The sequence below is a fragment of the Marinifaba aquimaris genome (assembly GCF_013328345.1).
GTDB classification, from domain to species: Bacteria; Pseudomonadota; Gammaproteobacteria; order Enterobacterales; family Alteromonadaceae; genus Marinifaba; species Marinifaba aquimaris.
In genome coordinates this window covers 1-13,833 of record NZ_JABULX010000040.1, presented here as the reverse complement: position 1 = coordinate 13,833, position 13,833 = coordinate 1, and the positions used below count along the sequence as shown (strand labels likewise).

15 protein-coding genes and 1 pseudogene are annotated in these 13,833 nt (G+C 40.5%); 8 read left to right on the top strand and 8 right to left on the bottom strand.

Translation table 11 applies throughout. The annotated features are described in order from the left end of the window. Nucleotides 1-142: 142 nt before the first annotated feature. The 5 genes from HR060_RS17680 to metB form a co-directional block, all read right to left on the bottom strand. On the bottom strand, nucleotides 143-1,354 hold the full coding sequence (locus tag HR060_RS17680) for an argininosuccinate synthase (RefSeq protein WP_174201613.1): 1,212 nt from the start codon (nucleotides 1,352-1,354) through the stop codon (nucleotides 143-145). A gap of 102 nt (nucleotides 1,355-1,456) precedes the next feature. Then, on the bottom strand, nucleotides 1,457-2,365 hold the full coding sequence (locus tag HR060_RS17675) for an ornithine carbamoyltransferase (RefSeq protein ID WP_174201612.1): 909 nt from the start codon (nucleotides 2,363-2,365) through the stop codon (nucleotides 1,457-1,459). Nucleotides 2,366-2,382: 17 nt separating this feature from the next. Further along, nucleotides 2,383-3,165: an acetylglutamate kinase gene (gene argB, locus HR060_RS17670; protein WP_174201611.1), complete on the bottom strand. Its 783-nt coding sequence runs from the start codon at nucleotides 3,163-3,165 to the stop codon at nucleotides 2,383-2,385. Beyond that, nucleotides 3,166-4,179: an N-acetyl-gamma-glutamyl-phosphate reductase gene (gene argC / locus HR060_RS17665; RefSeq protein WP_174201610.1), complete on the bottom strand. Its 1,014-nt coding sequence runs from the start codon at nucleotides 4,177-4,179 to the stop codon at nucleotides 3,166-3,168. It lies immediately after the preceding gene. A 251-nt stretch (nucleotides 4,180-4,430) separates the two neighbouring features. Beyond that, nucleotides 4,431-5,585, bottom strand: coding sequence for a cystathionine gamma-synthase (gene metB, locus HR060_RS17660; RefSeq protein ID WP_174201609.1), 1,155 nt, complete (start codon nucleotides 5,583-5,585; stop codon nucleotides 4,431-4,433). 158 nt (nucleotides 5,586-5,743) lie between these two features. On the opposite strand from metB, the gene metJ reads away from it, so the two are divergent. Further along, nucleotides 5,744-6,085: a met regulon transcriptional regulator MetJ gene (gene metJ / locus HR060_RS17655; RefSeq protein ID WP_174201608.1), complete on the top strand. Its 342-nt coding sequence runs from the start codon at nucleotides 5,744-5,746 to the stop codon at nucleotides 6,083-6,085. 141 nt (nucleotides 6,086-6,226) lie between these two features. On the opposite strand, the gene HR060_RS17650 is transcribed toward metJ, so the two are convergent. Together HR060_RS17650 and yihA are read right to left on the bottom strand one after the other, a co-directional pair. Continuing rightward, nucleotides 6,227-6,556: a hypothetical protein gene (locus tag HR060_RS17650; RefSeq protein WP_174201607.1), complete on the bottom strand. Its 330-nt coding sequence runs from the start codon at nucleotides 6,554-6,556 to the stop codon at nucleotides 6,227-6,229. 135 nt (nucleotides 6,557-6,691) lie between these two features. Further along, nucleotides 6,692-7,315: a ribosome biogenesis GTP-binding protein YihA/YsxC gene (yihA, locus tag HR060_RS17645; RefSeq protein ID WP_174201606.1), complete on the bottom strand. Its 624-nt coding sequence runs from the start codon at nucleotides 7,313-7,315 to the stop codon at nucleotides 6,692-6,694. A 270-nt stretch (nucleotides 7,316-7,585) separates the two neighbouring features. Here yihA and HR060_RS17640 point away from each other — a divergent pair, with 270 nt between their 5' ends. From HR060_RS17640 to HR060_RS17610, 7 genes are all read left to right on the top strand, one after another. Continuing rightward, nucleotides 7,586-8,206: a c-type cytochrome gene (locus HR060_RS17640; RefSeq protein WP_174201605.1), complete on the top strand. Its 621-nt coding sequence runs from the start codon at nucleotides 7,586-7,588 to the stop codon at nucleotides 8,204-8,206. Between the two features lie 749 nt (nucleotides 8,207-8,955). Further along, the gene (locus HR060_RS17635) at nucleotides 8,956-9,516 is read left to right on the top strand and encodes a class I SAM-dependent methyltransferase (RefSeq protein ID WP_343044274.1); all 561 of its coding nucleotides are present in this window, start codon (nucleotides 8,956-8,958) and stop codon (nucleotides 9,514-9,516) included. Between the two features lie 30 nt (nucleotides 9,517-9,546). Then, nucleotides 9,547-10,104 (top strand): Der GTPase-activating protein YihI, encoded by a 558-nt coding sequence (gene yihI, locus HR060_RS17630; RefSeq protein WP_174201603.1) that lies wholly within the window; start codon nucleotides 9,547-9,549, stop codon nucleotides 10,102-10,104. 9 nt (nucleotides 10,105-10,113) lie between these two features. Beyond that, nucleotides 10,114-10,599, top strand: a complete 486-nt coding sequence (locus HR060_RS17625) for a DUF2489 domain-containing protein (RefSeq protein ID WP_343044273.1) — start codon at nucleotides 10,114-10,116, stop codon at nucleotides 10,597-10,599. A gap of 99 nt (nucleotides 10,600-10,698) precedes the next feature. Further along, nucleotides 10,699-12,309 (top strand): coiled-coil domain-containing protein, encoded by a 1,611-nt coding sequence (locus tag HR060_RS17620; protein WP_174201602.1) that lies wholly within the window; start codon nucleotides 10,699-10,701, stop codon nucleotides 12,307-12,309. 84 nt (nucleotides 12,310-12,393) lie between these two features. Then, nucleotides 12,394-12,990: a YjaG family protein gene (locus HR060_RS17615; RefSeq protein ID WP_174201601.1), complete on the top strand. Its 597-nt coding sequence runs from the start codon at nucleotides 12,394-12,396 to the stop codon at nucleotides 12,988-12,990. A gap of 103 nt (nucleotides 12,991-13,093) precedes the next feature. Beyond that, a complete protein-coding gene (locus HR060_RS17610; RefSeq protein WP_174201600.1) occupies nucleotides 13,094-13,315 on the top strand; it encodes a hypothetical protein in 222 nt (73 codons plus the stop codon). 311 nt (nucleotides 13,316-13,626) lie between these two features. Here the strand turns inward: HR060_RS17610 and HR060_RS17605 are convergent. Beyond that, a pseudogene (locus tag HR060_RS17605) lies at nucleotides 13,627-13,833 on the bottom strand (integrase core domain-containing protein); the annotation flags it as partial.

Here is a 13,833-nt window from a genome sequence, read left to right as displayed (position 1 = left end):
TCCTGAATAACGTCAATTTAAGCTTAAAAGTTTAATCACTGATATTAATGATTAAGCGTTTAAACTTGGTATTAGTTGCTTAATTAAAACAAAAGCAAGTCAGGTTCGACCTGACTTGCTTGCATACAGATAAGTCAGCTACTTATTTTGAAGCTTTGTTAATTGCTTCAATACGGCTTGATAAGCTGAATAAACGAATAAAGCCTTCAGCATCTTTCTGGTTATAAACTTCATCTTCACCAAACGTAGAGAATTCTTCGTTGTATAAGCTATTTGGTGAACGACGTTGAATAACAGTGCAGTGACCTTTGTATAAACGCACCACAATATCACCTGTGATGTTATCAGCAAATGATGCACCAGCTGCTAATAAAGACTTAGATAGCTGAGTGAACCAACGACCGTCGTAAATTACGTGCGAGAACTCTAAACCAACTTGTTCGCGGAACTTAAGCGCATTTTTGTCTAAGATCATACACTCTAGTGCTTTATAAGCTTTCATTAATACCGTACCGCCTGGTGTTTCATAACAACCACGAGACTTCATTCCCACTAAACGGTTTTCTACGATATCAATACGGCCAACACCGTGTGCTGCTGCTTTTTCGTTTAGGTAAACTAATGAATCATATGCAGATAGTTCTTTACCGTCTACCGCAACTAATTCACCTTTGTCAAAGCTAAGCTGAAGTGTTTCAGACTCATCTGGTGCATCCATAGGATCAACCGTCATTGTCCAAATGCCTTTTGATGGTTCATTCCACGGATCTTCGATTTCACCACCTTCGTGAGAAATATGCCACGCGTTAGCGTCACGGCTATAAATCTTAGTAAGTGAAGCTGAACATGGAATATTGCGCTCTGCTAAGTAGTTTAATAAATCTTCACGTGAGCGCATTTCCCACTCACGCCATGGCGCGATAACTTTTAGTTGTGGAGCTAACGCCGCAAAACACGCTTCAAAGCGCACTTGGTCGTTACCTTTACCAGTACAACCGTGACAAACCGCATCAGCACCTACTTTAAGCGCAACTTCAACGTGTGCTTTTGCAATGACCGGGCGCGCCATAGACGTACCAAGTAAGTATTCACCTTCGTAAACAGCACCTGTTTTAACGATAGGGAAAATGTACTCTTTTACGAACTCTTCTTTTAAATCAACAACATGACATTCAGAAGCACCAGATGCGATCGCTTTTTCTTGGATGCCTTCTAATTCTTCTTCACCTTGACCTACATCGGCACAGAAAGCGACAACTTCACAACCGTTATACGTTTCTTTTAACCATGGAATGATGGCTGATGTATCTAAGCCACCTGAGTAGGCTAAGACAACCTTTTTGATATCTGACATGTTTGTTCCTCTGTTTCGTAACTAGTTTGCGTTACTACGCAATAATTCTATTTTTCAAGCCAGTGACTTACACTCGCCTGATGTTTAAATCAATTTTAATCGTTATTTTAATAACGTCATCAATACCGCATTTTGGGCATGCATTCGGTTTTCAGCTTGTGCCATTAAAATAGACTTTTCGCTATCAACCACTTCATCTTCAACTTCAATACCGCGATAAACCGGTTGGCAATGCATGAAGTATTTAACGTCTAAGTCATTCATTAGCTGAACAGTCGTTTTGTATGGCGCGAACTTAGCCTTGATATCATCAAGTGATTTATCATCACCCATTGAAATCCAAGTATCGTTGTAGATCGCATCAACGCCTTTTGCATCGTTTACATCATTTGAAATAATGATTTCGCCGCCGTTTTCAGCCGCTAATTTTTGCGCTAATTGAACCACTTGTGCATCAGGACTGTAACCAACAGGCGTTACTGAAACGACTTTTAGGCCTAAAATAGCACCTGCGAGTAATAATGAATGCGTTACATTATTCCCGTCACCAACATAGGCAATCGATGCACCATCAAGACTATTACCACGAGCTTCGTACAGCGCTTGGTAATCAGCAATTGCTTGGCAAGGGTGGTATAAATTACAAAGAGAATTGACTACGGGTACACTACCGTGCTCAGCTAATTCAACCAATGTATCGTGCTCAAATACACGGGCAACAATCGCATCAACCCAGCAAGATAAGTTTAACGCGAAATCTTTAACTGACTCTCGCTTGCCTAAAGCACCGTTTTGTTGATCTAAATAAACCGAGTGACCACCGAGCTTAGCAATACCTACATCAAAGCTCACACGTGTACGTAAAGATGGCTTTTCATAAATAGTGGCAATGCTTTTACCTGCTAATGCTTGGCTGTATTTACCTGGGTTCTGTTTGTGATCTACGGCAAGTTTGATCAAATCCATGATCTCATTTTTAGAAAGATCTTTTACTGACAAAAAGTGTTTCATTAATATTATCCTTTTTGTTAAGCCTGAACGGTTGTGCCACATGACTTGCTTTCAAGCCACTGACCAATCAATTTAGGGTTGCGCCAATTGAGAATGCCAATTGGTGCATTGAGTTCTTGAGCTGTCGCTAACGCGGTATTTACTTTCACAACCATGCCATCGGTGATCACACCTGAATCGATAAGTTGATCAGCAACTTCACGGGTCATAGTCGGGATTACAGCTTTATCCGCATCTAAAATCCCATCTACATCTGAAAGTAAAACGAGCTGACCTTTAAGAATTTTTGCTAACGCTTCTGCAGCTTGGTCGGCATTTACATTTAATAAAGTGCCATCGGCTTTAGCACCAATTGAACTAATCACTGGTAAATAACCATTGGCAAGTAAATCTTTTACTAACTGAGCTTGCTCACTTGATGTTGAAGCCACTTCCCCGACTAAACCTAAATCAGGGTCAGTTATGTCACAAGCAATATCACCACCATCTGCTAATGAAATAGAGACAGCTTTTGCACCCACACCAATTGCGGCACTTAGCATTTGTTTATTTGCCGTACCGGCCAAACCACCGACAACATAAGGCATATGCTCAACAGGCGTAATACGCAAACCGTTTTTCTTTTCACTATTTTGGCCTAAATCAGCTAATAGTTGCTGAACTAAAGCGCCACCACCGTGTACAACAACAACGGGTTGTTTTTCGCTAATTGCTTTTAACTCAGCAAAAAATGCAGTTAAGCAGTTGGCATCTTCAAGTAATGCGCCGCCTACTTTAATGACCAGTGTTTTATCACTCATTTAAATTAAACCTTTATTCGATGCAAAACCAAACCTTAAGTTTGCGCATTGCATCGCTTGTGCCGCAGCACCTTTTAATAAATTATCTATCGCGGAAACGACGACTAAATAGCCGGTTTCTTTATCTAGCTGCCAATGTAAATCAACAAATGGCGTTGCAGCTACATCTTGTACCGATGGCCAGTTTTGTCTTAAACGGACCAGAGACTTACCTTCGTAAGCATCGTTAAATGCTTTATCAACTATTGCCTCGGTTGTGCCTTCTTTAAGCTTTGACGTGATAGTAGCTAAAATACCGCGCTTAAAATTACCTAAATGCGGCGTAAAGATCACAGGATGCGCTAAATGCTCTGCAATTTCAGGCTGATGCCTGTGGCCCAGCACACCATAAGGATTTAGGCTCACTTCACAAAAGCTAGACGTTAAACTCGCTCGTCTTCCCGCACCTGAAACACCTGAGGTTGCATTGATAATAGGTAAAACTGACGAATCAATTAAATTAGCCATTTGTAATGGCTTTAATGCCATTAGTGAAGCAGTTGGATAACAGCCTGGAACCGATATTAAATCGCTTTGACGAATGTCATCAAAATTCCACTCAGCTAATCCATAAACTGCTTGTTGCAACAACTCAGGATATCTGTGTTCAAAGCCATAATATTGTTTAATCACGGACAAATCGGATAATCGATACGCTCCTGATAAATCAAAGACCTTAGATCCGTGATGCAGGGCTTGTGCAACCCATTCAACCGATGCTGAATGTGGCGTACATAAAAACAATGCATCGGATTCGGCACAAATTTTTCCTATTTGCGCTTCTCCAACCGGAATCAGAGTACGATCTATCTGATAAGCAAATTGTCCATGTATAGATGAAAAAGGTTTGTAGGCATCGCTACTGTTTTCCGATACATATAATCCAGCAATTTGAAACTGTGGATGGTTATGCACCAATGCTGCTAACTCTGCGCCAGTATATCCGCTGGCACCAATAATTGAGACTCTGATCATCGTTCCACTCTTTTTTGTCAGGTGAGTTACAGGTTAAAACCAATCTTGCATTCTAGCAGTGAGCTTATAAAAAGCGAATGACAATTAATGGTTTAACTCAGTAATTTACCATAGTGAAACAAAGCAGAATCAGTCCTTGCAAGTAACCTTTTTCTAGCTAAAAACAAAAGAAGCGCCATAGGCGCTTCTTTGGGCAAGGATAAATACTAAACAAATATGAATATTTATTCAATATAAAAGAATAAGTAACACTAAATTATTGCGTCAAGCGCCTTTTTAACATCAGCAACAAGCTCATCACCGTCTTCAATGCCTACAGAAAAACGCATCAAGCTCGGTTTAATACCCGCTGTTGCTTGCGCTTTTGTATCCATCGCCGCATGTGTCATCGTTGCTGGATGGCACACTAAACTTTCAGTACCACCTAGTGATTCAGCTAAAGAAAAATGCTCAAGTCCGTTGATGAAGTTCACCACTTCCTCTTGACCACCTTTTAATTCAAAGCTCAACATGGCACCAAAACCCGTTTGTTGTGCTTTTGCTAATTCATGGCCAGGATGGCTTGGTAAACTAGGATGGTAAACCACTTCTACTGCGTCATGCTCAACCAATAAATCAACTAATTTAGCTGCATTTTCTTGGTGCTGTTTCATTCTTGGCACTAACGTACGCACACCGCGTAATGTTAAATAGCTATCAAATGCTGAACCTGTAATACCAATACAATTTGCCCACCAAGCTAACTCTTCGCCCAACTCTTTTGTCTTGGTGATTAATGTACCCGCAACAACATCAGAGTGACCGTTGATATATTTAGTGGTTGAATGCACGACAATATCTGCACCTAACGTAAGTGGGCGCTGACATACTGGCGTCATAAATGTATTATCGACGGCAACTAAAGTCTCGCTTGCTTTGGCACGCTGACAAATATCTTTTAAATCCGTGATCCGTAGCAATGGGTTAGAAGGCGTTTCAACCCAAATTAATTTTGGCTTTTCAGCAAAAGCAGCGTCAAGCTGAGCAGGGTCAGTTTGATTGATCACTTTTAATTTAAATTGACCACGGTCAGCTAAATTAACAAATAAGCGATAACTACCGCCGTAACAATCATGAGGGACAACAAGTAAATCATCAGGACGTAATACTTGCAGGGCAAGGTGAATAGCAGAAGTACCCGATGAAGTAACGATACCGTGCTCACCCTCTTCTAATTCAGCTAAAGTTTGGGCTAGAACATCACGACTTGGGTTACCACAACGACTGTAATCGTATGGACCTTTTTCATCAAAGCCTTTAAAAGCATAGGTAGATGATAGGTAAATAGGTGGCACTACTGCAGCATATTGACCATCCGACTCAATACCACCGCGCACAGCAATTGTTGAAAGTGTTTTTTTACTCATTGGACTTCACTATAATTATTTTTAGACGTCTATACGTCCAAAATGTATAGTGACAAAGGCAAACAGTCAACGACACAAATTATATAAGTTATGAGTGATAGTTGACTGATTCAATTTTGATAATACAATTTCGTTTTTTAAATCGGTAGGTTGCAGCTATGGCACAGTGGGACGGAAATTATATTCATCCGTATGTTGAACACGGTAAAAAAAGTGAACAAGTCAAAAAAGTCACTGTATCTGTACCCTTAAAAGTATTGAAAGTACTGACTGATGAGCGCACCCGTCGCCAAGTCAATAATTTACGCCACGCAACTAATAGCGAATTATTGTGTGAAGCCTTTCTTCACGCGTTTACTGGTCAGCCTCTTCCTTCAGATAAAGATCTAGAGAAAGATAATCCACACAAAATAGCTGAAAAAGTAAGAGCGATACTAGCCGAGCAAGGTATTGATATTTCAGATGAAGAAGCGATTATCGAAGGCAGTGAAGACGATTAATAATTAATTTTAAGAAATATTGAACTAAGCAGAAAAGCAGCAGTCATAAAAGATGTGATTGGAATGTATTTCTGTTTATAACTCCCTATAAACATCGCCTCGCCACCCCGCGAGGCTTTTTTTTGCCTTAAAGAAAAGCGCTTATTCTTCACTCACCTTTTCTTCAAACGATGCCCACATCTTTTTGGCCCCCGATGTCAGGTCTTCTTTTAGTTCTATGCCCTTTTCTTTGGCATCTTCGGCCAACTCAGCGCTAGAATCTTTAACGTCATCAGCAATATCTTTAGCAGAATCAGCGACCTCATCAGCTAAATCAGCTGCTGAATCACCTACTTCATCGGCAAAATCTTCTGCCGATTCAGCCACATCTTCAGAAAATTGTTGCGCTGATGTTTTAACTTGTTCAACTTTCTCTTCGCTTTGGCAGCCCATCAGAGTTAATAGAGCCAATAACAAGCCAATTTTTTTCATGGGTTTCTCTAATTTTTTATATCGAAAGGGAACTCTTCGCCTTGTTCACAGTCATATTTAATGTGATTGGAAGTCAGTTTCCTTTTAACTCCCTTTTAGCCCACTACCCTAAGTGGGCTTTTTTATATCTTGAATTTATTCAGCAGCCGTCTCTTCGGTATTTTCACCTTCTGAGAACCAAGTATTAAGCTTGTTTTCTAACTCTTTCACGCCTAAATTTTTCAATGATGAGAACGATTGAACTTCAATATCACCACCCAGTTCTTTTAATTCCTTACGCACCTTTAATACTTGAGAGTTTCTTGGTCCTGCCTTTAGCTTGTCTGATTTGGTCAGTAGCACCATAACAGATAAGTTTGAATCCACAGCCCAGCTAATTAAGTCGTGATCAAGATCTTTCATTGGGTGGCGAATATCCATTAATACAACAATACCTTTTAAGCACTCACGCTCTTGTAAATATTCACCTAAAGCAGCTTGCCACTGCCTTTTCATCGCTTCCGGTACTTTTGCAAAACCGTAACCAGGTAAGTCGATGAGTCGTTTACTCTCAGTCACTTCAAATACATTGATTAATTGAGTACGACCCGGCGTTTTACTGGTACGCGCCAAGCTTTTTTGTCTCGTTAATGTGTTTAAGGCGCTCGATTTGCCCGCATTAGAACGGCCAGCAAAAGCGACTTCAATACCTTCATCAGCAGGAAGCTTAGTTATGTTTGGAGCACTGGTAACAAATGAAGTTGAATGATAATTGAGCACTTTAAATACCTGTAACGAATTTCAATGGCGGCTAGTTTACTGCAATCTCGCGCTATTTTCAGCTCGACAGGTAATCTATATCGAAGGAAACCAGTGCAATTTTAAAATTAAACGAACAAAAAGGGCACTTTTTATAGGGATATTGGCTATAAAATGGGTTTGCTAGTTTTGTAATGACGTTTTTTATGTAAAAATATCAGGTAGTTTAAATTATAAGAGCAGCCGACCTGAATGCTGCTAGCCACGAAGAGATATAAAAGAGATATAGCCATGAAAAAAATTGCAATTGCTTTGTCATTGGTTTTTGGCGTTTCAGCACAAGCTTACGCATTAGAAGGTAATGCAGAAGCAGGTAAAGCAAAATCTGCTACTTGTGTTGCCTGCCACAGTGTAGACGGTAACAGCGTGATCCCTGCGAATCCAAAAATTGCAGGTCAAAGTGAAGCTTACTTACTAAAACAATTGCAGGATTTTAAATCAGCATTCACAGGTGGTAATGGTCGTAAAAGCGCCGTAATGGGTGCAATGACAGCTGCGTTATCTGAACAAGACATGGCTGATTTAGCGGCTTACTTCGCTTCTCAAGAAACGTCGCCAGGAACAACGCCTGAAGATGTTATTGAAGCGGGCTCAAAATTATACCGTGGTGGTGATGAGTCACGTGGCATTACAGCTTGTACTGCTTGTCACGGTCCACAAGGCGAAGGCATGAGCTTAGCGGGTTACCCTAAATTAGGTTACCAACATGCTGACTACATTTCTACGCAGTTAAAAGCATTCCGCGATGGCACACGTAACAATGATATGAATGGCATGATGCGTGATATCGCTGCTAAGTTATCTGATAAAGACATCGAAATCTTATCTAAATACTTAGGCGGTTTACACTAAGCACTTGCTGAGTGTTAGTTTGAACGATAAGAGCCGGTTTACCGGCTCTTTTTATTTTATTACCTCTACCTTCTTCAGAAGCTCATCAATTAACCACATCTTCCTCGTAAGATATTTCTCACAACAAGCGTAATCCATCAGCCAAAGTTAAATTTGAGATATGTCTTAAATAAACTTCACATAAACCAACAAAAACCAACAAATTCAATTACATAGTTTTATTTCAATAAAATGGATTGAAGTTTTTTTCTTCATTATGATTGTAGAAAATAAGCAAAGGCTTAGAGTAGACATCGTTGTCGCAACGGATAGCGCAACAATAAAAATGGATATTTCGCCAGGAAGCGGCATAAAAGGATTTACTCGTACTGCAAGGTTAGCAGTTTACCTAAACAGGGATGGTTGAATGATTGTCAGGGGTGGCATTTAAAGGATCTACACCCAAGGATGACTACAAAAGTGTCATGAAGACCGAAAACGATAAAAGATGTAGGGAAGCATAAAAAACATCAGGAATTAGACTAGGACAGTCGACGATACGCACAGGATTGAGCGGATAAATTTAAAGCCTGTCGAGAGACAGCAGAATCTTCTATAATGGCGACTTCTTTAGTCGCCTTTTCTTTTTCTATATGTCCATTTGCCCACTTTGCAAAAGCCAACAAGTCCAACCTTATCATCAAGACAAGCGCCGCCATTATTTGCAATGTCAGCAGTGCGATCTCGTTTTTGTCCCCAAACAGCAACACTTGTCGAATCAAGCCGAAAAAGCGACGTATGATACCCATGAAAATAACCCGGATGATTTGGGTTACCGCAAGTTTCTATCTCGCCCAGTTAATGCCCTACTCGATAAACTCGCTTTGAACAAAACCAATAAAACTGAGCAGCGAGGCTTAGACTTTGGCTGTGGACCCGGACCAACACTATCCGTAATGATGCAAGAAGCCGGCTACCAAATGGCTAATTATGATATCTACTACTTTGCTGAAGAATCATTATTACAACAGCAATACGACTTCATTACCTGCACAGAAGCGATCGAGCATTTCAACACGCCAGCTAAAGAGTGGCAGCTACTCCTCGACTTACTCAAACCTGAGGGGTATTTAGTCATTATGACTAAGCTAGTGATCGATCAAACCGCTTTTGCCAATTGGCATTATAAAAATGACCAAACGCACGTTAGCTTTTTTAGCCGTGCAACATTCAACTGGTTAGCTACGCAAAACCAGCTAAAAGTCGATTTTGTCGGTAAAGACGTGATCATTTTTCAAAAAGGAAAAAGCACCGAAAATAAGGTAAACTAGCCAGTAATTAAAGTTAGTTAGGCAGTAACCATGACTCGTATCAAAAAAACGCGTAAATCGGGCTCATTAGGTATCAAGAAAAAAGACGTACCTAAAAAAGCAAAAGTCGAACGTCATCCAGCAGGACGTAAACGCAAAGGCCTAAAAACAGGCTCCAAGTATTCATTAGCATCAGATAATAAAAAAACACAAGAAGTGGTGGTCGACCAAGACACTCGTTTGGGTAGTAAAAAGCCTATCGACCTGCATGCAACAACGGCAACAACAAAAGCCGATAATACAGCATCAAAAACACCGCAAGTTAACCTAAACAAAGTAAAAGATGAAAGTGCACAGCGAGAAGCTTGGCTAAAAGAGCTCGATCAGCTCGAGCAGGATCAAGATTTACTCGATTTACTTGATCGTTACGACGCAGATGATGAGTTATCGGCTCAAGAGCTAGCTCGTTTAAATAAAAAGTCTAAACGTCATGCATTTTTAATTGAAAAACTAGGCTTATATCAAGAAGAAGATAAAGTACAAGACGAGGCAGATCCATTACAAGCACTAATGGATGACACCGCCGATTGGGAAAGTGATTTAAAATAAGGGTTAGCTGTGGTCATTGAACAACCTTGGCTCGGCATCCTCATTGCTGCAGCCTTTTTAATTATTGCTGGTTTGAGCTTTTACGCGGGTCGATTATTGTTTTTACTCAAAAAACAAAAAGAGAAACAACAAAAAGCCGAGCAAGCCTTTGTTGAAAAAATTCAACAACGCCGCCAATTCCAACAAGACAGTATTCGCACAATAGCCAAAGCGGTAGTTGAGGAACAATGCGAATTATCTGAAGGCGCAATACGCATTTGTGTTTTACTCGACAATGCAGCAGCCAGAGAGCAAGCCTTTGCCAGCGAATACCCAAGTTTCTACCAACTTTATAACAATATCAAAAGCTTCCCTACTCACGAAGCACGTAAAGAGCTGAGTAAAAAAGAGCGAATGCGCCAAGATATGCAAAGGTGGAATTGGGAAGGAGAACTTAAAGACGGCATGTTAGCAGAAGCAGAAAAACTGAAACAATTTGAGTTTATACTCAACTAACTTGCTGAACTGACAATGGCACAATGGGCGACTATTGTGCTTTTTAAAAAAAGCAGGTTAGAATAAAAATTATACATAATAATAAGAAGTTGTACTGCTATGTCAGATTTAAGAGAAAAAGTAATTGAGGCTGGCTGGGCGATACGTAGCCGTGGCGACATAGTTGACCGCCATTCGCTAAGCCAAGCTGTCGCAGAAGAAAACACAGATAGTGCAGAACTAATGGCTATCTGGCAACAGCACGTTGAATCAGATGCTGCCGAGTTTGTTCAAGCTGATTTAATTAAACCTGATATAGAAAGATTCGTTAACGTCCTCGCCGATCAAATCGCGCAAAACCAACACAGAATACATCTGCAAGCAGAACAAAAGCTCGCTCAAGCTCAGGCTGCTATCGCGCAAGCAACCGAGCAACAAAACCAAGCCTTATCCGTAGCCTTGAGTGACTTAGAAAAAATCCAAGTCGAACTACAAAAGCAAAACCAAGCACTAACAAACAGTGAAGAAAACCAGCAGAGCTTGCAAGCAGAACTAGAAAGCGAGAGAAACCGGTTACACACCACTAGCCAAGAAGCACGCTCTGTTAGCCAAAAACTAGAACAGGCAGAACAAAAAATAACAGAGCTTGAGGTGGCTGCCGAGCAGCACAAACAAGCTCAGCAACAGTCTCAAGATAACTTAAACCAACAGTTAACAGAGACAGAGAGCCAGCACTTAGCAAAAATTGCCGAACTTGAAAAAGAGCTCGAAGCAAGTAAAACCGTTAATGCGGACCAAGCACTATTGGTTTCACAATTACAAAGCCAGCTCGAAAGCCACGCAGCTGCGGCATCAGAAAAAGAACACACTCTACAACAAGCTTTAAAAGCAGAAACAGAAGCATCGCAGCAAGAGTTGCGAAATCAAGCTCAAAAACAAGCTCAACTACAATCAGAATTAGAGAAAGAGCAAGCTAATGCAGATCAATTTGAGCAAGAACTAAAAGCGCTTCAACTTGCCAAAGACAGTATTCAGCAAAAATTTGATCAAGCTATTAATGATAAAAAGTCAGTAATAGCAGAAGCAGATAAAACACTGCAAACTCAGCTTGAGCAAAAAACCGAATTAGCTAAAGAACTTGAGCAGCAAAAGCGAGAGAACAAGTTACAAAGTGATTCAGTTGTAGAGTTAGAAACCAAATTAGCAAATAGCCATAGTGAATACCGCGCTCAACTTGAAAAACTCGAACATGATCTGCAGCAGCAACAGCAAGCGGCAACTCACCAGCAAGAAGCTTTGCAGCAACAAGTCAGCCAACTCGCCAATGCCGAGCAAGCTGTGAAAGCGGCATTAACAGAGCAAGAAACACGACAAAAAGAGCTTGTGCAAAATTACCAAGTAGAAAAAGACGACCTCAGATCAGCTTTAGATGAAGCACATAAACAAATAGAGAGCTTACAGCTATCGCAAAACCAAGTGAACTCAAGCGAAGATACACTCAAAGAACAGTTAGCGAATCTTGAAATTAAATATCAACAAGCGCGTGATAAATATGATCAGGAGCACAACTCTACACGCGATGTTATCAAAGAGCTGCGTGATGAGAATCAAAAACTCTCGACTGCCCTACACGAATTAGAGCAAACCAGCCAAGAGCAGCTAACAGAATACCGCTTGAAGTTTGAATATGCTCAACGCCAGTTACAGCAAATAATGGAAACAGAGGCTTAAATTAATCAGCCTATTGATTTGAAAGCCGCAATTTAGGCAGTAGATGATATACTGCCTAAATCATTGTTAATTTCGGTCGTCTTCATGTCAAAACCTTCGACTTTTTCTCGCATTCGCGATCTCAAACGCACCCAACAAATCGCTTTCAGTGCCTTATTACTAGAGCGGATGCTACCAAACTATCAGCTTTATTCAGAATTAACCGAACAAGGTGATTTCAAAGTTTTAAGAAAAGCACTCGATGCTATCTGGCAAAAACTCTACGATCCCAAAACTAAAATTAATTTAGAGCTCAGAGAAGAAAGAGTATCGGAGCAAATCCCGGAAGAACAAACCTCAGATAGTATTGGCCTTTATGCCGCCATCGATGCCGCAATGGCTTTGGTGAGTTTACTGAGCTTAATGCAGCGCGCACCTGATGAAGGGCAAAAAGAGTCGGTTTATGTATCGCTACTTTCACAAGGTACGATAGAGCGCTTATTAATTAGTAGTGGTGAGGCAGAACACAGCAAAGACGCTCTCAATCACCCGCATATGCAGTGGGAAATTGACAGCCAAAATGAATTTTTAGACCGAGTAGAAAAAATTCACAAGTTTGATGCTCAGGCGTGTAAAGACCTGCAGGTTCTTGCATTAGCTGAAGGTGTCACTAACTTAGGAATCGAAGTTAACGCCGAGTAATTATCTGCCCTGATTATAAAATTGGCTCACTCTTTGCAAAGTTATAATTAACAAGGCACCTGCCAAAAAATTGAACTTTAGCTTAAACAGAGTGAGTCAGCGCATGATTAATTCAATTAACAATAACAGTTTCCAGACACTTCAAAGTACATCAATCCAAAATACGGCCAATAACAATTCAGCCGATAAAAGCAATACAGGTTTATCTGCAGCACAAGCAAAGCAAATCTCTGCACAAATTAGCCAATTAGATCCTGCAACTTTATTTAATGCCGGTGCCAATCGTACAACAGGCTTTGCCCAAGCTTTATCACTGGTTGATTAAATCACTCGAGTAAACGCGCATTACGAATTGTCTCTTTAGGTAGGGCCTCAAGACTTGGGGTCACCTGCAAGTACTTAATGCTACTTCTTGGGATAACTAATAGACCGCCTTCAACCTCTAAAGAAATGGTTTCACGTTCTAAGCCTTGTTTAACATTGGCAGCAATTTGTGCTGCATTATCAGCGACTTGACGTTCAAAACTTACCTATAAGCTAGTGCCATCAATAAAGTGAATAGTGGCATAGACTTCTTTTGCCATATAAAACTCCTTTTAAAGTGACCCATCCTAGTATGGGTTGACACTTTTTTGATTAAAACGCCTGATGAATTTCATCGGGCGTTTTGTATTTTAAGGCCGAATGTGGCCTTTGTTGATTATATAAATCGACTGATTGTTTTACCATTTCCCTTGCCTCATTTAGGTTATTTGGTTTCATTAACAAGTATTCGTTTTTAAGAATACCGTTTACTCTCAGCCAGTGCATTTTGATAGCAGTCATAACCATCTGTCATTGAAC